General features: G+C 37.0%; 15 protein-coding genes. 7 read left to right on the top strand and 8 right to left on the bottom strand.

What is annotated here, in order from left to right:
• Window positions 1-86: 86 nt before the first annotated feature.
• The 5 genes from SCA31_RS18145 to SCA31_RS18125 form a co-directional block, all read right to left on the bottom strand.
• Entirely contained in the window at window positions 87-2,081 is a 1,995-nt protein-coding gene (locus SCA31_RS18145; RefSeq protein ID WP_410698433.1) for a prolyl oligopeptidase family serine peptidase, read from the bottom strand.
• Window positions 2,082-2,439: 358 nt separating this feature from the next.
• Window positions 2,440-2,784, bottom strand: a complete 345-nt coding sequence (locus SCA31_RS18140; RefSeq protein WP_410698432.1) for a phage holin family protein — start codon at window positions 2,782-2,784, stop codon at window positions 2,440-2,442.
• 114 nt (window positions 2,785-2,898) lie between these two features.
• A complete protein-coding gene (locus SCA31_RS18135; protein WP_410698431.1) occupies window positions 2,899-3,321 on the bottom strand; it encodes a PaaI family thioesterase in 423 nt (140 codons plus the stop codon).
• Window positions 3,322-3,457: 136 nt separating this feature from the next.
• On the bottom strand, window positions 3,458-5,008 hold the full coding sequence (locus SCA31_RS18130; protein ID WP_410698429.1) for a GMC family oxidoreductase: 1,551 nt from the start codon (window positions 5,006-5,008) through the stop codon (window positions 3,458-3,460).
• Window positions 5,009-5,026: 18 nt separating this feature from the next.
• Window positions 5,027-6,433, bottom strand: coding sequence for an aldehyde dehydrogenase family protein (locus tag SCA31_RS18125; protein ID WP_410698428.1), 1,407 nt, complete (start codon window positions 6,431-6,433; stop codon window positions 5,027-5,029).
• 103 nt (window positions 6,434-6,536) lie between these two features.
• Between SCA31_RS18125 and SCA31_RS18120 the strand changes: the two genes are divergently transcribed.
• Both SCA31_RS18120 and SCA31_RS18115 read left to right on the top strand, forming a co-directional pair.
• Entirely contained in the window at window positions 6,537-7,406 is an 870-nt protein-coding gene (locus SCA31_RS18120; RefSeq protein WP_410698427.1) for a helix-turn-helix domain-containing protein, read from the top strand.
• Window positions 7,407-8,152: 746 nt separating this feature from the next.
• Window positions 8,153-10,762: a TonB-dependent receptor gene (locus tag SCA31_RS18115; protein WP_410698426.1), complete on the top strand. Its 2,610-nt coding sequence runs from the start codon at window positions 8,153-8,155 to the stop codon at window positions 10,760-10,762.
• 138 nt (window positions 10,763-10,900) lie between these two features.
• Here the strand turns inward: SCA31_RS18115 and SCA31_RS18110 are convergent, their stop codons facing one another.
• A complete protein-coding gene (locus SCA31_RS18110; RefSeq protein WP_410698425.1) occupies window positions 10,901-13,027 on the bottom strand; it encodes a DNA topoisomerase 3 in 2,127 nt (708 codons plus the stop codon).
• A 573-nt stretch (window positions 13,028-13,600) separates the two neighbouring features.
• Here SCA31_RS18110 and SCA31_RS18105 point away from each other — a divergent pair.
• The 5 genes from SCA31_RS18105 (at window position 13,601) to SCA31_RS18085 (ending at window position 19,805) form a co-directional block, all read left to right on the top strand.
• Window positions 13,601-14,599: an EamA family transporter gene (locus tag SCA31_RS18105; RefSeq protein ID WP_410698424.1), complete on the top strand. Its 999-nt coding sequence runs from the start codon at window positions 13,601-13,603 to the stop codon at window positions 14,597-14,599.
• 16 nt (window positions 14,600-14,615) lie between these two features.
• Window positions 14,616-15,644, top strand: coding sequence for a methionine ABC transporter ATP-binding protein (locus SCA31_RS18100; RefSeq protein ID WP_410698423.1), 1,029 nt, complete (start codon window positions 14,616-14,618; stop codon window positions 15,642-15,644).
• Entirely contained in the window at window positions 15,637-16,293 is a 657-nt protein-coding gene (gene metI, locus SCA31_RS18095; protein WP_109618410.1) for a methionine ABC transporter permease MetI, read from the top strand. The genes SCA31_RS18100 and metI overlap by 8 nt, the downstream gene beginning before the upstream one ends.
• Before the next feature lie 135 nt (window positions 16,294-16,428).
• Complete coding sequence (metQ, locus tag SCA31_RS18090) at window positions 16,429-17,238, top strand: methionine ABC transporter substrate-binding lipoprotein MetQ (RefSeq protein WP_410698422.1); 810 nt, start codon at window positions 16,429-16,431, stop codon at window positions 17,236-17,238.
• A gap of 305 nt (window positions 17,239-17,543) precedes the next feature.
• Window positions 17,544-19,805 carry a glycoside hydrolase family 3 C-terminal domain-containing protein gene (locus SCA31_RS18085; protein ID WP_410698421.1) on the top strand — a complete coding sequence of 754 codons (2,262 nt, stop codon included), beginning with the start codon at window positions 17,544-17,546 and terminating at the stop codon, window positions 19,803-19,805.
• Window positions 19,806-19,915: 110 nt separating this feature from the next.
• Here SCA31_RS18085 and SCA31_RS18080 read toward each other — a convergent pair whose 3' ends face one another.
• On the bottom strand, window positions 19,916-22,087 hold the full coding sequence (locus tag SCA31_RS18080) for an outer membrane beta-barrel protein (RefSeq protein ID WP_410698420.1): 2,172 nt from the start codon (window positions 22,085-22,087) through the stop codon (window positions 19,916-19,918).
• A gap of 323 nt (window positions 22,088-22,410) precedes the next feature.
• Window positions 22,411-22,965 carry a DUF2652 domain-containing protein gene (locus tag SCA31_RS18075; RefSeq protein WP_410698419.1) on the bottom strand — a complete coding sequence of 185 codons (555 nt, stop codon included), beginning with the start codon at window positions 22,963-22,965 and terminating at the stop codon, window positions 22,411-22,413.
• Window positions 22,966-22,984: the final 19 nt, after the last annotated feature.

The raw sequence follows: 22,984 nt of genomic DNA, 5'->3' as shown, positions 1-22,984 counted from the left end.
CTAAAGCCATTGGAACTTTTGTAATAAAAAAGCGGGCTAAAGCCCGCTTCTATTGATATTTAGAATTAAAACCTATTATTTAATTCCTATAAAGTTTCTTTCAACCAGTCGAAGAATTCTCTTTGCCATACCAATCCGTTTTGTGGATGAAGTACCCAGTGATTTTCATTCGGGAAGTAAACCAACTTAGATTTTAATCCTCTTAGTTTCGCTGCCTGGAAAGCTTCTTGTCCTTGCTCGTAAGGTACACGGAAATCTATTCCTCCCTGAACAATCATGATAGGCTTATTCCACTTTTCTACGAAGTTGCTTGGGTTAAATTCTGTGTAAGCTTTTGGTTGTGGCTTTTCCCATGGTGAACCAATATCCCAATTAGCAAACCAAAGCTCTTCAGTAGTCAGATACCAGGATTTCATATCAAACAATCCATCATGTGCAATGAATGTTTTGAATCTGTTTTCGTGGATTCCGGCTAGCATAAATACGCTGTATCCTCCGTAGCTTGCTCCCACAGCCGCTACTCTATCTCCGTCTACATAAGGTAATGTCTTTGCATAATCTGTTGCTGCAAGATAGTCTCTCATGGGTTGTCCGCCCCAGTCTTTTGAAATCTCCTCATTCCATTTTGTACCCCATCCCGGCATACCTCTTCTGTTTGGAGCCACTACGATATAATCGTTTGCAGTCATTAGGGCAAAATTCCATCTTACGCTGAAATATTGTGTTAATGCAGACTGTGGGCCTCCCTGGCAGTATACCAATGTTGGATATTTTTTATTCGGATCAAAGTTGGGTGGATAATGGAACCATACTCCCATTTCTTTACCATCCGAAGTTTTTACCATTTTAAGTTCAGATTTTCCTTGAGCCAGCTTAGCATAAGCATCTTTATTGGCTTCGGTAACCTGTTTCATTTCTCCATTTTTAAGGTTTACAGAGAAAAGTTCCGTAGCATGGTTTACATCTGTTCGTCCTACTAAAAGTGAAGTTTTATTATCTGTAAAGATCTCATTAACATCAAAGTCACCTTTTGTGATTTGCTGTACTTTTGCAGATTTAGAATCTAATGAGAAAAGCTGTTTTGTTCCTCTATATGCTGCTGTAAAATAGATCGTTTTGGAATCTGCTCCCCAAAGCACATCTCCTGAAACGCTGTCATCCCAAGCTGCCGTAAGATTAGTAGTCTTTCCAGACTTCCAGTCCATAATCTTCACATCATTTTTGTCAGCTTCATAACCATCTCTGGCCATACTTTGCCAAATCAATGATTTACCATCCGGACTGAACTTAGGATTAACGTCGTAACCTTTGTTAGCTTCCGTTAGATTTTTAGTGGTACCCGTTGCCATATCATAGGCAAAAATATCAGTATTGGTACTTGTAGCATATTCCTTACCGCTTTTAGGTTTTGTAACATATAAAAGCTGTGCAGAATCCGGACTCCAGATAAAATCCTCAGCACCTCCGAAAGGTCTTTGTGGGGAATCCCATGTTTTCCCCTCTAACAGGTCTTTAGCTGCATCTACTTTATCAGAAGTATTCACTACAAATACGTGGTTGTATTTTCCTTCATTAAAATAATCCCAGTGTCTGTGGTTCAGGTCTGTATATACCTGAGCTGTAGTTTTAGGAGTATCACTGTATTTGTCCTTACCCATTAGCTTCTCTACCAAAACCTGCTTACTGAAAGCTATTCTCTTCCCGTCAGGAGAAATAACTACATTGTCAGCTTCACCAATGGTGTAGAATTCAGTCCACGTTTTTCCGGCATCTTTTGAAAGATAGATTTTATCTCCTTCCTGTGCATAGATTCCGTTTTTATCCCACTGAATAAGCGCTTTTTTACCAAAATCAATTTTGGAAGACTGATTATTAAGAACATTCAAAAAGTAGTTCTCGTTTTTTGTTTTTTCTGTTTTCAGATCTACTTGTCCTACTTTATAGATAAGAGAAGCCTGATCCGGAGAAACTGCCTGCACTCCTACTTTTTTCAAAGTCCAAAGAATTTCAGGCGTCATTACTTGTTGTGCATTCATTAAAAGCGGAGCTGCCAGAGCCAGCAGACTGTACTTGAGTTTCATATGTTGATATTCATTTTTTAGCGGAATTATGAATTCTACAGATTTCAACAATTCCTTTTATTAAATTCAAAGATTGCCAAAGTTAATATTTAAAATAAAAATTACCGAAAGAATTAACACTAAAGTTGATATTGTAAGGTAAAATAGTAAAGAAGACAAATAAAGTGGAGAAAATTGATATGAGAAATTGAAAAAAAGCACATAAAGTAAACTTGTAAATTTATCTGTACTTAAACTAACCTCTTCTAGTCTCACAAATTTCAATATATTTTATACTTTCCTCAAACTTTCTTGTTTTGCAACAAAAAAGCCCGTCAGTACAATACCAACGGGCTTTTTATTTTTATTTTCAAATCAATTACTCTCCATCTGAGAACATTGAGTTCGCCAGAGAGGTAACAATTGACAGAAGAATACTAAAGATAAATGCCCACCAAAAGCCGTCTACTACCATACTATCTATGAAATAATCGGCAATCAGAATAATCCCTGCGTTAATTACCAAAGCAAAGAATCCTAATGTGATAATGGTAAGCGGAAGCCCGAACAAACTTAGGATAGGTTTTACAAATATGTTTAAAACTCCAAGTACAATAGCAAAGATAATTGCTGTTGAAAATCCTTCAAAATGTACTCCCGGTAAAATTTTAGTTAAAAGATAGGCAACTATTGCAGTTACAAACAATCGGATAATTAAATTCATTTCTTTATTTTTTTAATAGTTATGGGGTGTATGGAGCAAAAGCCATTCCATTTCGTATAAAAATATTTCATTAAAATTCTTTATTTTAAAGAATATTTTACTAAGTCTCTTTGGTTATCTTATTTTCATCATGGTCACCAATGATGTTGCCACATGGCTCTCCGAATCTGAATTTTCATTCCGAACATAGATCTCTGTTCTTATTACACTGATTTTCGTTCCCCCTTTGATGACATAGGACTTTGAAACCAGGGCGTCTCCCATCGCGGGACGCAGATAGTTTACCTTTAGCTCTACAGTTACCACATAACAATCCTCTGCATAATGGCTTACGGCTGCATATCCTGAGGAAACGTCTACCAGAGAAGCAATCATTGCTCCATTAAACATTCCCGCCTTTCTGGTCATCATTTCCATCTTAGGAATTTTGATGGACACGAAATCAGTTTCTATTTCTAATAGTTCTGCCTTGTAGAATTTCAGAGTTTCTGAACGGTTGAAGCTGTCTGTAACGAGTTTTCTTTTCTCTGGGGTCATGAATTTTATTTTTAAACAAAGGTAAGCGCTACGGTTTTTTATCTCAATTATATTTAGAAATTTAAGCAAAATATTTCAAAAAGCGCCGTTGACAACTGGTGAAAACGGCACTTTATCTGCGTTTTTACACGCTCTCTCAAACTAACGATAACTTTTCAGGTATATTTGAAGTTTTCAGATGATGATCTTCCTTGATCATATCAGCCGCTTTTTCACCAATCATAATTGCGGGTGCATTGGTATTCCCGGAAACTACATCCGGCATAATGGAAGCATCAGCTACGCGAAGTCCTTTCACACCATATACTTTCAACCTCGGATCAACAACTGAACGGCTGTCTATTCCCATTTTACAGGTTCCGGTCATGTGATGATAAGTAGAACATGATTTTTTGATATAATCGATCACTTCTTCTTTGGTTTTACCTTCTCCAGGGTAGATTTCACCATCATTCCACTCTTTCATCGCTTCTGTTCTTCCCATTTCACGACAGATTTCGACACAACGGTAAAGAGCTTCCAGATCAGATTCCTCAGAAAGATACATCGGATTGATTTCCGGTGATGAAGCCGGATCAGAAGATGTTAATTTAATATACCCTTTACTTGCAGGTCTGATAAATCCTGCGCAGAATGTGAATGCATTTTCCGGCCCTGCAAACCCAGGACTGTAGTAAGGAAGTCCCATAAATAAAGGTTGCAGATCAGGGAAAACCATTTCTTCTTTACTCTTCCAGAAGAGCTGGGCTTCCAGTAAATTGGCTTCCGGAGAAGGAATTTCTTTTTTAGCTTTAAAAATAACACTCGTCAAAAGATGGTCCTGAAGGTTTTTACCAACTCCTTTCAAGTCTTTTATTACTGAAATTCCTACCGATTCCAGTTCTTCTTTATCCCCAATTCCGGAAATCATCAAAAGTTTTGCAGATTCTATGGTTCCACAGGATACAATGACTTCTCTCTCTGCTCTTGCTTCCAGTACTTCTCCATTTTTGATGTACTGAACTCCTACACATTGGTCGCCCTCAAAAATTAATTTTTGGGCCATAGCACTTGTTTGAATATTCAAATTCGTTCGGGATTTCACAGGATCTAAAAATGCTTTTGCCGTAGAGCATCTTTTACCGTCTTTTCCTACACTAAGGTGATTAAGTCCTGCTCCCCAGATGTCTTTATTAAAATCATCGGTTAAGGGATATCCTAATTCTTTGCACGCATCAATTGCACTTATTGAGATTGTATTTGGACGCTTAATCCTGCTTACAAAAAGAGGTCCTTCTCCTCCATGAATGTTGTCTTCACCATCTTCGTGAGTTTCTGATTTTTTAAAATAAGGCAAAACACTTTCCCAGTCCCAGCCCACGCATCCATTATAGGCCCAGTGGTCATAATCCTGCTGATGTCCTCTGATGTAGATCATTCCGTTGATGGAGCTTGAACCACCCAATGTTTTACCACGGGGCCAATATCTGGTATTTCCTCCTGCATTTTCCTGAGCAACGGTATGATATGCCCAATCTCTTTCTGTATTCCATAGGGCAGGCCAACCCGACTGCTCCTGAACTTCAGAAACCTGATCATCCGGCCCTGCTTCTAGCAGTAGTACATTTATATTTTCATTTTCACTTAATCTATTGGCTACTACAGCGCCTGCCGAACCGGATCCGACAACTATAAAATCGTATTTCATGAGTTTTAATTTGATTTGTTACTTTTTGATACTGATCACTTTAGGAACTGTTACGGCTTTCAACCCTTCAATTCCGAATTCTACGCCGTAACCGGACTGTTTTGCTCCTCCAAATGGTACAAAAGGGTGAATGGCACCATGCTGATTGATCCAAACGGTTCCCGCTTCCAGTTGTTCGGCAACTTTCTGAGCCTGCTCAGGATCATCGCTCCATACCGATGCTCCCAATCCGTTTTCCGAATCATTGGCTTTGATGATGGCTTCTTCCAAGGTTTTGTATTTAATGATAGGCAGAACCGGCCCAAATTGCTCTTCATCTACAATTCTATCTCCATTATCCACATTTCCAACAAGGGTTATCGGAATAAAATATCCTTCCAGATCTGGTTTTTGCCCTTTGTATCTAAAGTCTGCACCAATATTTTCAGAATCACGGATGAGATCCTGAATTTTATCATACTGCATTTTATTCTGTATCGGTCCCAAAACATTGGTTTCCTCGGCTCCATTCCCCATCGGAATATGAGAAGAATACTCAGCCAGAGCATTCATTACTTTTTCGTAATCGTCCTCATGTACGTACAGTCTTTTTAAGCAGGCACAGGTCTGGCCCATATTCAAAAAAGCACCCCAGAAAAGATTCTCCACATGTTTTACCACATCAAGTTCTGGTACAATAATCCCGGCATCATTACCACCACACTCTAGTGTCAGGCGTGCCATATTTTTAACGGAAGCTTCAATGACTTTTTTCCCTGTAGCAATAGAGCCTGTAAACATAATTTTACCAATTTCCGGATGTCCCGTAAGATAAGCCCCTACTTCACCTCTGCCTGTAACCACCTGCAAAATATCTTCAGGAAGTACGGTATTGATTACTTTTATCATCTCCAGACTGCAAAACGTTGTGTATTCTGAAGGTTTTATAATAACCGCATTTCCCATTCTGAGGGAGGGAATAATCTGCCAGATCGCAATCATCAATGGCCAGTTCCAAGGGGCTATTGCAGCAACAATTCCAATTGGATTTCTATATAAAATATCTTTTCGGGTTTCATCTTCAAAAACAATTTCTTCAGGTAAATCAAGGGATGCCGGAACCTGAGTCCAGCCTACACAGGCTTGCATTTCAAAGTTGGCTCCTGGACCACTAAGAGGTTTCCCCTGCTCTCGTGTAATCCATTCTGCCAGATATTTTGAATTGTTTTGCAGAGCTTCTGCTACTTTTAATAAAATCTCTTTTCTTTCTTCATCCGGTCTTGCTGACCATAGCTTTTGGGCTTTTTTTGCTTTTTCAATTTTAGCCTCTATTTCTTCAACTGAAGTATTGGTTACTTTACCAATAACCTCTAAAGTAGATGGGTTTAATGATAAAAAAGCAGTATCTACAGTATGGGATTTTTCTACGAATGATGTATTTTCCATTGTTCTAAATTATTTTGTATTTTACATAGCTCGAAAATGACAAAAACATGATATAAATCATTTGCTTATTCTCTATATTTTTTAACCTAAACTCTATGCTATAATGGAAAAGATCGAAGAAAGAACTGTTTTCAGTATTCCTTTCGGAGAATTGAATGTATTCGAAACGAATGTAGTATGCCATGATTTCCCTTTCTTTTTTGAAAAGCCTGTCATCACTCTTATGCTGAGTGGCAATAAGATTATTCGGAGTGAGGAAGAAACTTTTGAGTTTAACGAAAGAAGTGTATTCATTCCCCCTTGTAATAAAGAACTGAGTATAGACATTCATCCAGCTTTCCGCGAGCCTACAAAATGTCTGGTATTAAATATAGAGCAAGAATATATTGATAGTGTTTTTTCCGAAGTTATCGAGAACTGGCATCCTGATTGGGACAGAACAGGTATTATGATGAAAGAGAATGCCGTAAAAAAATTTGTAAGCTCTGATGAGTCTTTATGGAGAAGTCTTACGAATCTTTATAACAGAAGAATAGACAACAGCATGTACGGAACATCGGATTTTTTGTTGAGTCTAAGTCTTAAAGAGCTGATTTATGAACTGATGAAAACCAATGCAAAACAGATCCTGCTGCATACCCATAAAGCAGAGCATATGCAGAATGGCCTTCAGGAAGTGGTTTACTTTATCAAACAAAATTACAGGGAACCGATAACTATAAAAAAACTGGCACTAATAGCAGGCATGAGTGAAGCAAATCTGTTCAAAAAATTTAAACATTCTTACAACTGTACCCCGGTAGAATATATCATTCAACTCAGGATAGAACATGCTAAACAGCTACTGATCACCAATCCGGAAATTGGTATTAAAAATATATGCTTTGAATCCGGATTCAATACTTTGGAATATTTTTACAGAAAATTCACTCAGATCACCGGAAAATCTCCGAAGAAATTTAAAATAAATTAAAGGAATCCTCTATGAACTTAAAAAAAGTTGTCACGATTGTAAGCTTTCTGATCTGTTCTATCTTTCAGGCACAGACCCTGCATTTGTATGGAGTACAAATCAGGATCAATATCTTGGATGTTTAAACTGTGATACTTTTGATAAAAACTCGATTTGGAACAGGTATAGTGACTATGGAAATGTATACAGTTCAAAATCGATATGGAATACCTATGGAAATTATGGAAGTTCATACAGTACCTATTCTCCCTGGAACAGCTATGCATCCTATCCCCCGGTTATTATTGACCAAGATGGAAATTTTTTTGGATTTCTTACCCTAAATACCTATAAATCCGAAAGGTCAGAACTGGAACTGGCACAAATTTTATGCAAATATCATGAAGATATTAAAGCAGATATCAATGGCTGGTATGAAAAGTTGTTTAGATAAGTACATTTTTTCATTCAAGAATCTTAATTTTTCAAATAAACCTGCAAAATTGGTGGTGAAATGGAGCTAATTTTTAAATAGAAAAAATATAATTAACTCATTTATCATTTATTCTAAACAATTCTTGCCGATCTTATTTCTTTCATGTAACAAACTGTAAATGATAAATTTGAAATAATTTAACATAATTTAAAAAATAAGTAACAATGCCGGTTCGCATTCTTCATGAAATCCCTTAATGAAGATTTAATACGCTATTAAGAAATAAATATCCATCTTTGCAGCCTTAAAATCAAACACGCTAGTTTATTTCATGAGCATTATTTTTAAAAAGCGACTACTTATAGCGCTTGTATTACCTACTGCCGCATTATATTACGGCCAGAGTACAAAGGATTCTTTAGAAAAATCCAAATCTATTGATGAGGTGATGTTGGTGGGTAGAAACCTTTCCCAAACAGCCAAAGAAAGAAAGACACCTGTTGCAGTTTCTACTATTAAGGCAGCTGAAATTCAGGAGAAATTAGGGAATAGAGAATTTCCTGAAATTATGAAGTCTACCCCATCTGTATACGTTACCAAAGTAGGTGGTGGATTTGGAGACAGTAGAATTAACATGAGAGGCTTTGATGGCGCCAACATTGCGGTAATCATCAACGGGCAACCTGTTAACGATATGCAAGGAGGTACTGTTTACTGGTCTAACTGGACCGGATTAGCAGACATTGCAAGTACTATTCAGATTCAAAGAGGTCTGGGAGCTTCTAAATTTGTAGTTCCATCTGTGGGAGGAACCATCAATATTGTAACCAAGGCTACCGATTCTGAGCAAAAAGCAATGATAAAGGGAGAAGTGGGTAATGATAACTATTCCAGATTATCAGCAATGTACTCTTCGGGTTTAAAAAATAAATGGGCAACAACGGTATTGCTTTCTCGTTGGCAAGGTGATGGTTACATCAACGGAACGAAAGGAGAAGGGTACTCTTGGTTTTTCTCTACTGGATTTAAGCCGAATGAAAAACATGCATTCAATTTAATTGCAACCGGAGCACCACAGGTACACGACACGAGAAGATCTTCTGCAACGGGAGCCAATGTGGCAACGCTACAACAGTTTGAAACGTACGGAAGAAGGTACAATCCACAAACAGGAATGCTGAATGGTTCTCAATTCAATTTAGCACCTAACTTCTACCATAAGCCGATTGCATCTCTTAACTGGGACTGGAATATTAATGATGCCTTGAAATTATCTACCGTAGTGTATGGTTCTTGGGGACGTGGCGGAGGTGGTACCGGACTTAACGGTTCCATTAAAAATGCCGGCGGACAAACCATGAACTTTATGAATTACGGTCCTGCTGGAGATGGTACCATCAACTGGGATATGATTTACCGTTATAACCAAGGAGGTCTGGTAACAGATTATAATGGAAATAATTTCCAGAAAGAAACTTTTACAGCTCCTGCAGGTTCTCCAGCTGATTATAACGGACGATATGTAAGTACATTAAACGGAACCAGCGGTATTGTAAGAAAGCAGAGTATTAATTCTCATGACTGGTATGGTGTAATTGCAGATCTTAATTACAAAAAAAATAACTGGACCTTTAACGGAGGTCTTGACCTTAAAACTTACAAGGGATCCCTTTATGACATTGTTACCGATATGTTGGGATCAGATGCCTTATTTGTTCCTAATACAGCGAATGCTCCAAAAGGATATTATATTAACCAAACAGTAAAACCGGAACCGCTTTCAAAGCTAAATAATGCTCAGAAGATCTCAATCTACAACGAAGGTTTGGTAAAATGGGCTGGTGTATATGGAATGGTTGAATATAGCTCTGAGAAGCTAAGTGCATCTATTCAGGGGTCAGTTTCTGAACAGTACTACAAGAGAAAAGATTATATGCTGTATACTCCCGGAAATCAGGAAACAAAATGGTATCACAAAACGGGTTATATTGTAAAAGGAGGTGCCAACTATAACATAGATCAGCATCATAACGTATTTTTCAATACAGGAGTTATTTCAAGACAGCCATTATTCAATGCCTTATTCCCATCCAATCAAAACATATACAACGACGCAAAGAATGAAAGAATCTTCTCTATAGAATTAGGCTATGGTTTCAAATCGCGTTATATCGATGTTAATATCAATGCGTACAGAACGCAATGGGATGACAGATTCATTTCAAGAACATTCAATGCAGGTGCTGCAGATGTTGCCAACTTCTCTCAATTAAAGCTCGGAAACGCTTATTTCTACAATGCCCTGAATGTTGGACAAGTTCACCAGGGAATTGAATTGGAAACGAAGGCAAGACCTTTTGCTAACCTTAGGCTTAGAGGAATGTTATCATTAGGTAACTGGAAGTACAAAGGAAATGCAAACTTCAACATCATTGATGTACAAAACAATCAGGAGGTAGCAGGCGCAACAGGAATGATCAACATCAAGGATCTTAAAGTTGGAGACGCTGCGCAAACAACAGCAAGCATCGGGGCTGACTATAATATTACCAAAGCTTTCAGTATTGATGCCAACTGGGAATATTATGACAAGTTATATGCACAGTTCAACCCTATCAACTTCCTTACTGAAGCAGCAAGAGAGAAAGGAGTGGTAAAATTACCAAGCTATCATTTATTTGATGTAGGGGCTACGTACAAATTCATCATTGATCAGAAGAAGTCTTTAACGTTACGCGCTAATGTATACAACTTATTCAATAAATATTATATTTCTGAATTAAGCTCCAATATTTTTGCAGGTGATAAAATTGCCAATGGTCCGGATGCAGGAAAAACGTATCAGGAAGCTGGTAGAGTGTATCAGGGTGTTGCTGATGGAAATACAGGATTCCTAGGTTTCGGAAGAACCTGGTCTGTTGCAGCCACTTTCAAATTCTAATACCATATCATCTCAATATGATTCTATTAAACCCGCCATAGTTGGCGGGTTTTCTGATATTTATATAAATTATTTTTGTATAATAAATGTAGTCTCTGTAGACAGACAGATCATGCAGATTTTTATAACTCAGACGATTTAAGAAAGTCCAACCTGAAAATCGTCTGTTAAAGTAAGAATTCCCTCTGTCAATCCTTCAGAATGCGTACTAAAGCCTTTTAACTTTGAAGTTTTCCCCTTTAAAACAAGATCCAAGAGTTGTTTATCTGAAAGTTTTTTTCCGAAAATATCAAAGGTAATTTTAAACCCACAATTTTTGAAATCTGAGCATCCAACAGCTGTTTTACCCTTGATCAGATTGTGTTCCTTACATTTCGGACATTTCATTTCTTCCCAGGTCTGAAGTTCTTTTTTCTGAGCCGGTTCCCTTTTTTTCTTTTCCTTAACCACTTCTTTTTCTTCTTCCTGCAGGGTAATTACTTTACCCTTGCCATCCACTACTTTCTTGGTAAGCTCTGTCACCATCTGGATCAGTTCTTCCTTAAAAAGATTGGCTTCATATTCACCTTTTTCAATTTTACGAAGTTTTGATTCCCATTCACCCGTTAATTCCGGACTTTTTAAAAGTTCATCTTCAATGGTATCAATCAATTGAATTCCCGTTTGGGTAGCAATCAGATTTTTCCTTTTCTTTTCGATATACTTTCTTTTGAAAAGGGTTTCAATGATGTTTGCACGGGTAGATGGTCTTCCGATACCGTTATTCTTTAATAATTCACGCAGTTCCTCATCTTCTACCTGTTTTCCAGCGGTTTCCATTGCTCTAAGCAGTGTTGCTTCCGTATAAGGCTTTGGTGGTGAAGTTTTTCCCTGGTGAATCATCGGATCGTGTGGTCCTGACTCCCCTACAATGAATTCAGGAATAGTCTGTTCTTCTTCTTTATCTTTTTCCTTATCGGTAGGCTCTTCTTTAGGTTCTTTCGCATAAACGGCTCTCCATCCCGGTTCCAGGATCTGCTTACCGCTTGTTTTAAAAGGAATGATTCCTACCTTGGCTTCTACCAATGTATTGGAAATCTTACATTCCGGATAAAACACAGAAATAAAACGCTTAGCAATCAAATCGTAGATCAGTTTTTCTTCTCTGCTCAGGTTTTGAGAGGGTGGAACTTCTGTTGGGATAATAGCATGGTGATCGGTCACTTTTGCATCATCAAAAACTGCTTTTGATTTAGGAATTGGTGCTGCCAGTAATGGAGAAATCAGGTCCTGATAGAAATTCATTTTTCTAAGAATCCCCTCAATCTTCGGATAAAGGCTTTCTGATAAGTAAGTGGTATCAACACGTGGATAGGTTACGTGCTTTTTTTCGTAAAGACTTTGGATATAATTCAACGTGTTTTCTGCCGAATATCCGTATTTTTTGTTGGCCTCTACCTGAAGTCCCGTTAAGTCAAAAAGTCTAGGATTTTTCTCTTTTCCTTCTTTAATTTCAAAGGAAACAATCTCAAAAATATTTTCTTTAAGATATTCCAGTCCTTTTTCTGCCCGTTCCAATGTTTTCAGCCTGTCAATAGCAGCATTGAAAATAACGTCACGGTATTTCGTTTTAAGTTCCCAATATTCTTCTGTGGTAAAGGCATCAATTTCTTTCTGACGCTGCACCAACATTGCCAAGGTTGGGGTTTGTACCCTTCCAATGGAAAGAACGGCTTTATTTCCTCCAAATTTCTTTGTAAAAAGCCTTGTTGCATTAATTCCCAATAGCCAATCTCCTATTGCTCTTGCATTTCCTGCCAGATAAAGGTTCTTATAATCTTCTGCAGGCTTTAAACTTGCAAAACCTTCTTTGATCGCCTCTTCCGTTAATGAGGAAATCCATAGGCGCTGAATAGGCTTATTGCATTTTGCCTTTTGCAAAACCCAACGCTGGATAAGCTCTCCCTCCTGCCCGGCATCCCCGCAGTTGATGACCTCATCACATTCTTCGACTAGCCTTTCAATCACTTTAAACTGATTTTCAACACCTTTATTCGGGATCAGCTTTATTCCAAAGCTGCTGGGAATAATAGGAAGCAAAAACAGGTTCCAGGATTTGTACTGGGGACCATAGTCATGAGGTTCTTTAAGGGTACAGAGATGTCCAAATGTCCATGTCACACAGTATCCGTTTCCCTCCATATAGCCCTGCTTGGATGTGGTAGCCCCTAATACTTTAGCGATATCTCTGGCAACACTGGGTTTTTCGGCAATACATAATTTCATGAACTCGGGATTATTGAAAGACTGCAAAAATCGGGATTTTTTTTGACTCTGCAAACTTCGTGGTAGGATGAGGACCTACAATTTGAAGACTTACAATCGCATTTCACATAATACAGGAGTTTTATGGCACTTATTTCATTAATAATTGCAATCTGTTTTGTATAAAAACCTCAATATTTAAATTTAATCATCATAAAAATATTGTATTAAATTTAATTCTAAGCTAATTTTTTGAATATTAATAAAAATTAAAACGCATATAAATAATTGAAATACTGATAATTAAACCTATTAAATAAAAAAAATAATAAAAAGTCTATAATTTTAATAGACTAATAAAAATATATGTTTTATATTTGCAACAGAATTTAGGGAAAACAAAAAAAATGAAACCAAATACTAAGAATAATACAATAAAGAAACATACCATCAAAATAATGATGATGTGTACTTGTATGCCTATACATAAAGAACTTCGTGGATGACCTTACTTTTATATGACATATTTTTAAAGGCTCTACCACGTGTAGGGCCTTTTTCATTTCAACAATTTACACATTAAAAAATTACAAAATGAGCAATTCTAAAAACAGATGGCTGATACCACTGGCATTTACAAACATCTATGTAATATGGGGAATTACGTTTTTAGCTATTTCATTTGGCTTAAAAGGTTTTCCGCCATTTATTCTTTCGGGGCTGAGATTTCTGGTAGCAGGAATTTTGATGATGGGGTATCTCCTATCCAAAGGAGAAAGGCCAAACTCGCTCATTAACTGGAAGAAAAACGCAATCACCGGGGTCCTTATCCTTACCGGAGGAACAGGCCTTGTGGCTTGGGGTGAGCAATATGTCACCGCTTCGGAGGCGGCTATTTCTATAGCAACAGGTCCGTTTTGGTTTATTGCCATCGACAGAAAAAACTGGAAATATTATTTTTCAGATAAGTTCATTCCGATTGGACTGGCTATTGGATTTGTAGGGCTAATTCTATTCTTAAAAGGAAGTGTGAATTCAAGTGCAGCACATGCCGTAGCCAACGGTCCAATTCGTATCACAGCGTTTGTGGTATTGGCACTCAGTTCTATTGCATGGGTTTTAGGATCTTTATATTCTAAGAAAAATCCTGCTTCACAATCTACATTTATGAATATTGCACAACAACTTATTGTAGCAGGAGCAGCATCTTTTCTTATTGCCTTATTTAGAAAGGAATGGGCTGGTTTTTCGGTCTCTGCAATCCCATTATCGGCATGGTCGGGTGTTCTGTTTTTGATCTTCTTTGGATCTATAGTCGCTTATTTGTCGTACATTTGGCTCTTGTCCGTGAAGCCCGCTGCCTTGGTAAGCACCCATACCTACATTAACCCTATTGTTACAGTTATTGCTGGATGGATTGTGACCAACCAGAGCATAAATGGCGGCCAGTTCTATGGTTTGGCAGTCATATTGCTGGGAGTACTTCTGACTAATGTCACTAAGTATTTCAAACTTTCAAAACGGTCAAAGGTCAAAATCAGAAGAGTTAAAAGATTATTTAACAGAGCAGGCAAGCGATATCAGCCTATTTAAAAAGATAAACATCAGAATGATAGAAATCAGAAACATATCAAAAACATTCCACCAGAAAAAACAGTCCTTCAAGGCACTGGATCAGGTGAGTCTTACTATAGATAAGGGAGATATCGTAGGAATTATCGGGTTTTCCGGTGCAGGAAAAAGTACCCTGATCCGTACCGTAAACTTATTGGAAAGACCAGATGAAGGACAGGTAATTATTAATGGAAGAGACTTTACCCAATTAAGTTCCAAACAATTGGCTGAGGAACGTAAAAAAATAGGAATGATCTTCCAGCACTTTAATCTTCTTTCTTCAAGAACTGTTTTTGATAATGTAGCCCTTCCTTTGGAACTGGATCGTCTCAGCAAGGATCAAATTAATAAAAAGGTTAATGAATTACTGAAAATCGTAGGTCTTGAAGATAAGGCTCATGATTATCCCAGAAGCCTTTCGGGAGGTCAAAAGCAAAGAGTAGCGATTGCAAGAGCATTAGCCAACGATCCTCACCTTTTACTCTGCGACGAAGCAACGAGTGCACTTGACCCGGTGACTACACAATCTATTTTACAATTGTTAAGGGATATTAATAAAAGGCTGGGCATTACCATCCTTCTGATTACCCATGAAATGGATGTTATAAAGGCTGTTTGTAATCACGTTGCCGTTATAGACCAAGGAAAATTATTAGCAAAAGGAACTTTAAGTGAGATCATTTCGGATAGAAAAAATCCGGTGATCCAACAATTTATAAATTCAGACATCATGACCCTGCCACAGGAACTCAGTAACAGACTGCAGAAAGAGCCAAAGGATGGTTTATTTCCGCTGGTCGAAATAGAACTTAACGAAAACATAAGTGTTGAACAACTTCTTTCAACCTTATATAATGAATACAAAATCCCTTACAAACTTTTGAAAGCGGATGTAGAATATTTTGGAAACTCCAATTTTGGAAAACTATTGCTGCAACTTCAGGGAGAAGCTGAGAAAAACCAGCAAGCCATCTATTATTTTAATCAAAATAAAATTCAAAATACAGTAAAAGGATATGCTTAGTGATACGGTAATTGCCCTTTTGGCAAAAGGAACCTGGGAAACGGTTTATATGACATTTGTGTCCGGTTTTTTTGGTTTTGTTTTAGGTCTTCCGGTGGGAATTCTGTTGTTTCTAACAAGAAAAGGACAACTGCTGGAAAATGTAGCCTATCACAGGGCTTTATCCATTTTGGTTAATATTTTTCGTGCCATTCCATTCATTATCTTAATCGTATGGATGATTCCTTTTACAAGGATTTTGGCAGGAACTTCCATTGGGGTAAATGCGGCATTGGTTCCATTAAGTGTGGGAGCGGCTCCTTTTATTGCAAGATTGGTAGAAAACAGCCTTATTGAGGTTCCTCATGGCCTGATAGAAACAGCCAGAGCCTTGGGTGCTTCACCATTTCAGATTATCAAAAAGGTATTGCTGCCGGAAGCGCTTCCATCATTAATTAATAATGCCACCATCACTTTAATTACATTGGTAGGCTATTCTGCAATGGGTGGGGCTGTAGGAGCCGGCGGATTGGGACAGGTAGGATATCAGTACGGTTATATTGGTTATGACATTGTGATAATGAACACGGTCTTGATATTACTTGTTCTTTTGGTATTTATCATCCAGTTTATGGGAGACAGATTATCTAAAAAGTTTGACCATAGATAAGTTTGAGTGTCGGAGAGTATTAGAGTTTAAGAATTCTTGTGAGAAGAATTTTGAGATCCTGAATGTAAATAAAATAAATTCTACTCATTTACCAATTTACTTTTAGCACTTTTACCTTTAAAATAAAAAATCAGAATGAAAAAAATAAAAATCATAGGATTATTAGCAGCTGGAGCGTTTCTTTTTAGTGCCTGTTCGGGGAAAAAGGATGACCCCAACTTTATTAGAGTGGGAATTACCTACGGACCGGAGCAGGAAGTGGCTGAAGTTGCTAAAAAAGTGGCCAAGGAAAAGTATAACCTTGAAGTGGAACTTATTCCTTTCAATGATTATGTAGTTCCCAATGAAGCCTTAACCAATGGTGATATTGATGCCAATGCCTTCCAACATCTTCCCTATTTGACTGAGCAGTCCAAGCAAAGAGGATATCATCTTGCTGTTGTAGGCAATACATTTGTTTATCCTATTGTTGCCTATTCCAAAAAAATTCAAAATATCAGCCAATTGCAGAATGAAAGTACCATTGTTATTCCCAACGATCCTACCAATGGCGGACGTTCACTACTTCTATTGCAGAAAAATGGTTTACTGAAATTAAAAAACGGCATCGGATTGCTTCCAAAGGTTACTGATATTACAGAAAATCCAAAGCAATTGAAAATCATGGAAATTGAAGGCGCACAAATTCCAAGAGTTTTGGAGGACAGAGATGTTGTAGTGGGTATTATCAATAACAATTTCGCAGCCCAAGCCGGTCTGGATTCTGAAAAGGAGGGAATCTTTAAAGAGGATAAAGATTCTCCCTATGTAAATCTCATTGTAACAAGACAGGATAATAAAAACAGCCAAAAAGTAAAAACCTTTGTAAAAGCCTTTCAGTCTGATGAAGTAGAAAAGAAAGCTAAAGAAATTTTTAAAGGAGGCGCCGTAAAAGGATGGAATTAAAGTTTGAGGGTCTGAGAGTTTTAGAGTTTTAGAGTTTTAGAGTTTTAGAGTTTTAGAATAAAAAACTTGAATATTGAAAAGTAATGGTGATTTTTTAAGTTGATCATTTCAAATTTCGCCTCTGTATATCATACTTTGTACATTCTGCTGAATCTAAATTCACTCCTCTTATTTCTTCACTTTTAATAAAAGCAAACTGTCAACAAATCTGTAGGCAGTTTTTTTATGGTAAAAAATTTATTTTCTCAATTTGAGATAATATAAAAATTTTCTTTATTTTTGCTTTAATCCAATAAAAAGGCAATATGTTAAAGAAAACCGCCATTGTAAGTTTATTCACCTTTATTTCTGTTTCTTATATGGCCCAGAACACTACTTTACCCGTTTATTTAGATGAATCTAAACCGGTAGAACAACGTATCCAAGATGCCCTTTCCAGAATGACGCTGGAAGAAAAAGTGGCTATGCTTCATGCACAATCAAAGTTCAGTTCACCAGGGGTACCAAGATTAGGAATTCCTGAATTCTGGACTACAGACGGACCTCATGGGGTACGCCCTGAAGTAATGTGGGACGAATGGGACCAAGCAGGATGGACCAATGACTCTATTATCGCCTACCCTGCCCTAACCGCTCTATCTGCTACATGGAATAAGAACATGTCATGGAACTATGGTAAGGCATTAGGAGAAGAAGCCCGTTATAGAAAAAAAGACATTCTTTTAGGACCTGGAGTTAACATCTACAGAACTCCTTTAAACGGAAGAAACTTTGAATACATGGGTGAGGATCCTTATTTAACCTCAAAAATGGTAGTTCCTTACATCAAAGGGGTACAATCTAACGGGGTAGCAACATCTGTAAAGCATTTTGCATTAAATAATCAGGAAATGTTCCGCCATACCAGCAATGTAAATGTGGATGACAGAACGCTTTATGAAATTTATCTTCCGCCTTTCAAAGCAGCTGTAACTGAGGGGGATTCCTGGACGATCATGGGAGCCTATGATCTTTATAAAGGGCAATATGCCAGCCAGAACCAATATCTTTTGAATGATATCTTAAAAAAAGAATGGAATTATAAAGGAGTAGTAGTTTCTGACTGGGGTGCTGTAAACAATACAGAACAAGCCATTCATAACGGACTGGATCTTGAATTCGGAAGCTGGACAAACGGTCTTTCTGCCGGAACAAAAAATGCCTACGATAATTATTATCTGGCAAAACCCTATCTCGATTTAATTAAAGCAGGAAAAGTAGGAACTACTGAGCTGGATGATAAAGTAACCCGACTACTCCGTCTTGCCTACAAAACCACAATGAACAGAAACAAACCTTTCGGAAATGTTGCTTCTGAAGAACATAAGGCAGTAGCAAAGGAAATTGGAGAAGAAGGAATTGTTTTGCTTAAAAATCAAGGAAATGTACTTCCTATAGACCTCAACAAGGCTAAAAAAATTGCCGTTATTGGAGAAAATGCCATTAAAATAATGACTGTAGGTGGTGGTTCATCATCATTAAAGGTAAAATATGAAACGCTTCCTTTAGACGGGATTAAGTCCAGATTCGGAAAGCAAAATGATGTACAATATGCAAGAGGTTATGTAGGAGATATTGGCGGAGAATATAATGGGGTAAAATCCGGACAGGATCTAAAAGATACCCGTTCTGAAACTGAGCTACTGAACGAAGCTGTAGAGTTAGCAAAAAAATCTGACTATGTAATTTTTGTTGGAGGATTAAATAAGGCAGACTTTCAGGACAGCGAAGGGAATGACAGAAAAAGCTATGGGCTACCTTACAATCAGGACAACGTTATTGCAGCTCTTGCAAAAGCAAATAAGAACCTTGCGGTAGTTTTAGTCTCAGGAAATGCGGTAGCCATGCCTTGGATCAAAGAAGTTCCCACTGTTTTACAATCGTGGTACCTTGGTTCTGAAGCAGGAAATTCCATCGCTTCTATTTTAGCAGGAGATGCCAATCCATCAGGAAAGCTTCCGTTTACATTTCCGGTAAAACTTGAAGACAACTCTGCGCATCAACTTGGAGAATATCCTGGAAATAAAGAAGAATTGGCTGCCGGAAAAGGAAAAGATCAGAAAAACCCCATCAATATTACTTATAATGAAGGTGTTTTTGTAGGATACCGTTGGCATGATACCAAAAACATTAAACCGCTTTTCAGCTTCGGGCACGGATTGAGCTATACAACCTTTGAATTTGGTAAAGCAAAAGCGAATAAAACAACATTGTCACAAAATGATACCATCACCTTCACAGTGACGGTTAAAAATACAGGAAAGAAAGCCGGTGCTGAAGTTGCTCAACTATACATCAGCGATCTAAAATCATCCGTTCCCCGTCCTGCAAAGGAATTAAAAGGTTTCGAAAAAGTATATTTAAACCCGGGTGAACAAAAGGAAGTGACTTTTACAATTGATAAGACCGCATTAAGTTATTTTGATGCCGGTAAACACGATTGGGTTGCAGAATCTGGAGATTTTGAGGCATTAATCGGAAATTCTTCAGATGCCATTAAAACAAAAGTGAAGTTTACGTTGAAATAATCTAAACAAGAAGTGGATAGAATGAAGACGGAAATTAATTTGTAGAAATGTTTGTAAAGCAGGTTTCAGATTGAAACCTGCTTTTATATTTAATTTATCTAATATTTATTCTATTTCGCTCCCCCAGCATTTTTCTCTACATCTGTTTTGGTGTTTTCTTTTACTTTCTGGTTTCCGAAACGCTTTACAAAGGTAATATTCACTCCGTACCAGTCCCATAATTCATATCTTCTTACTGTCCCTCCCTGATTGTAAGTGATATCATCAGAATAAGGTCGTTTGAAAATATTCATCAACTGTATACTGGCCTCCATTTGCGTTTTAGGAAATATTTTAGTGATGGAGATATTATGGAATACGTTGGTGTTATTAGCCTGGGTATTTCCATTGTTTTGATTGGAAATTTCCATCCACGCGCTCAGATTGATGTTCTTATTGAAAAGGTTGGTATAAGAAAGGTTGGCAGAACCACCCCAATAATTAATATAAGCTTTTCCATCAATATCATTCTTCAAATTGAAATCATGATTATCGATATAATACCATCCAAATCCGACATTTAGATTCAGCTTATTTTTAAGAAAATTCTGATTGGTATTAGCAAAAATGTAATATTTCTCAACTCTTCCATTGAAGTTTCCGGGATAAGACACATTTCTTACGCCTTCACTGGCATAAGTGGTCCAGTAATCCTGATTGGTATACATATATCTTGCAGAAATAAAATACTTTTTCAGGATTCCAAACTTCAGGTAAAGCCTGTCATTAGGGTTAGGATTCAAGTCCATATTTCCTCTGGAATACGTCCCGTCAATGGATGGTGTTAAAAAAGGATTGAATTCCGAATACCAGGGTCTCCAGATTTTGCGGTCGTAAGTAAGACTCAAATCATATTTATCTGAGAAGCTGTATTTCAGCAATAAATTAGGAAGAAAAGTGCCATAGCGATCTTTTCTTTCAGTTCCTGCTACATCTTGTCTTGTCTTAAAATCAATATATTCATATCGAAGTCCAATTCTGGTTTCCAACTTCTTGAAAAATGTTTTACTATAATTAGCATATACAGAAGTGATATTATCTTCATAATGGAACTTGTCCCCTGTAGAAAGCCCTGCATACTCAGAAGTTCCAAGACTGTATCCATAAAGGTTATTAGGAATAACATGGTTGTTGAATTCTGTTTTTGCTCCTACTTCAAAAGTTCCCCAAGATTTCCCTAAAGGTTGGGTATAATCCACTTTCAGGTAATAATTACGCATCTGGGCATTGTTTATGGATCCTATTTCTTTAACCTTAGGATCGTTCATTATTGTTTTATTGATGAGATCATTATTATCATTTCCGGAATAATTGGTCCCCAGATTTACATCCAGAATTCTGTTTTTCTCCTTATCATAATACTTATAAAAAGCATTGGTACCCAGGTTACGATAAAAACCGTTAGCCGTTTGATCCTGATGATAATTTACAAAGTCTTTTTTATCATAATCATACTCTCTTCCGTCAGTATTGGACCATGACAAGTTTCTGCTCTGATTATATTCAAGAACAAGCCCTATATTATTTTTATCATTCAATGCAAATTCAGAAGTTGAGGAAAGTGATGGGGTTTCACTTTTTGAAATGGTTTCATAGCTTAAATCTCTGTTCAAAGTATTGTCTGCATAAAACACAAGGTTACTGGAGCCTTTTTGTACGTAATTGTTATGGGCATAACTTCCAATCAGAGTCTGAGTAAATTTCTTCTTATGATAATTCAGGTTAAAGTTAGAATACTGTGTATTTTTCGTACTTTGCCTGTTACTTAGTGAAATACTTCCTTTTAGTCCTTCATCATCACGTTTCTTCAAAACAATATTAATAACGGAACCAGTAGCTTCATATCGTGAAGACGGGCTAGTGATCACTTCAATCTTCAATAGATTATCTGCGGGAATAGTTTTAAGATATTCCTTTAGTTCTTTTCCTGTAAAAACTGATTTTCTGTCATTAATATACACCGTTACCGACTGTCCTTCCGCCTTTATAGCATCGCTGTTATCAATGCTTACCAGAGGAGTCATTCTCAGGACATCCCATGTTGTATTTCCGGCTACAATGGCACTGTTGGCCACATTAAAGACAGTTCGGTCTACTTTAGACTCTACCGTAGGTTTTCTGGCAACCAGCGTAACAGCTTCTATTTCTTTTGCCTCAGCCTTTACTGTATCCTTCACAGCCTGAGTTTGAGCCAATGCCAGAGAACCCGTTAATACTGCGATAGGAAATAATATTACTTTCATGAGAGATTTTAGTTTATCTATAAGACCACTATACCCTCACATTTGTTACATCGAAAAATGCAAAAAATTGAAATAAATATCTAATCTTTAACAATTTACAAATTTTATATTTAGGAATAAATCAAAGAAATAACAATTATTAAGATAAAATAAACAACCAAACACTGCTATATCAAAAACATAGACAAAAAATCAATAAGAACAATAATTTTCATTGGTCAAACTTTAACATATTTCTTTTCATTTTACCCATAAAAAAGCCCGGATCTCACCCGGGCCGCTAGCAATAGCAAATTTACAAGGATTAAAAATTAAAAAATATGCTAGTTTAAACTTTCAAAATATTGGATAATACCTACTTCCGGCAAATGAAGCTTATCTTTATTAAAATCAGGCTCCTGACTTTTGCTGCTTTCCAAAAAGGAATTACTGAATAATGCATAGGACGGCTGTTCTGCCCAACCATTTTTCAAAAGCTGATGAGCTTCCACAATTGGTTTCCCATATAATTTTCTGAAATTCCCAATATTATACTGTGAAAATGCACCATAATGAACAATAAATTTCAGAGACAAATCTATTGTTGTACTTAAGCTTTTACTCAGTTCCTTTATTTTTTTGTTGAATGCATTTCTCATTTTCAAAAGCATCTTTGAAATACTCTGGAACGATGGATTTTCATCGTAGCGATAAAATAAAATAGCATCTCCTTCAATTTCTGAGATTTCAAAATACTGATCATTCATGTCGATCAGCGTAGAAAGTAGTTGTCTTACAATATATTCTCCTGTATACAATTTTGTATTGAACACAAACTCGGTAAATCCGCTGAAGTCCGGAATTAAAATGATCCCCTCTTGTATATTTGTATTCTTCATAATGATTATGGATTAAAAA

This window comes from Chryseobacterium sp. SIMBA_028 (assembly GCF_046535285.1).
GTDB lineage: Bacteria > Bacteroidota > Bacteroidia > Flavobacteriales > Weeksellaceae > Chryseobacterium.
This window is presented reverse-complemented; position numbering and strand designations above follow the sequence as displayed.

Excerpts from the sequence above, each read along its gene's own strand:
- SCA31_RS18145 (WP_410698433.1), bottom strand. The coding sequence starts at position 2,081 with ATGAAACTCAAGTACAGTCTGCTGGCTCTGGCAGCTCCGCTTTTAATG.
- SCA31_RS18140 (WP_410698432.1), bottom strand. The coding sequence starts at position 2,784 with ATGAATTTAATTATCCGATTGTTTGTAACTGCAATAGTTGCCTATCTT.
- SCA31_RS18135 (WP_410698431.1), bottom strand. The coding sequence starts at position 3,321 with ATGACCCCAGAGAAAAGAAAACTCGTTACAGACAGCTTCAACCGTTCA.
- SCA31_RS18130 (WP_410698429.1), bottom strand. The coding sequence starts at position 5,008 with ATGAAATACGATTTTATAGTTGTCGGATCCGGTTCGGCAGGCGCTGTA.
- SCA31_RS18125 (WP_410698428.1), bottom strand. The coding sequence starts at position 6,433 with ATGGAAAATACATCATTCGTAGAAAAATCCCATACTGTAGATACTGCT.
- SCA31_RS18120 (WP_410698427.1), top strand. The coding sequence starts at position 6,537 with ATGGAAAAGATCGAAGAAAGAACTGTTTTCAGTATTCCTTTCGGAGAA.
- SCA31_RS18115 (WP_410698426.1), top strand. The coding sequence starts at position 8,153 with ATGAGCATTATTTTTAAAAAGCGACTACTTATAGCGCTTGTATTACCT.
- SCA31_RS18110 (WP_410698425.1), bottom strand. The coding sequence starts at position 13,027 with ATGAAATTATGTATTGCCGAAAAACCCAGTGTTGCCAGAGATATCGCT.
- SCA31_RS18105 (WP_410698424.1), top strand. The coding sequence starts at position 13,601 with ATGAGCAATTCTAAAAACAGATGGCTGATACCACTGGCATTTACAAAC.
- SCA31_RS18100 (WP_410698423.1), top strand. The coding sequence starts at position 14,616 with ATGATAGAAATCAGAAACATATCAAAAACATTCCACCAGAAAAAACAG.
- metI (WP_109618410.1), top strand. The coding sequence starts at position 15,637 with ATGCTTAGTGATACGGTAATTGCCCTTTTGGCAAAAGGAACCTGGGAA.
- metQ (WP_410698422.1), top strand. The coding sequence starts at position 16,429 with ATGAAAAAAATAAAAATCATAGGATTATTAGCAGCTGGAGCGTTTCTT.
- SCA31_RS18085 (WP_410698421.1), top strand. The coding sequence starts at position 17,544 with ATGTTAAAGAAAACCGCCATTGTAAGTTTATTCACCTTTATTTCTGTT.
- SCA31_RS18080 (WP_410698420.1), bottom strand. The coding sequence starts at position 22,087 with ATGAAAGTAATATTATTTCCTATCGCAGTATTAACGGGTTCTCTGGCA.
- SCA31_RS18075 (WP_410698419.1), bottom strand. The coding sequence starts at position 22,965 with ATGAAGAATACAAATATACAAGAGGGGATCATTTTAATTCCGGACTTC.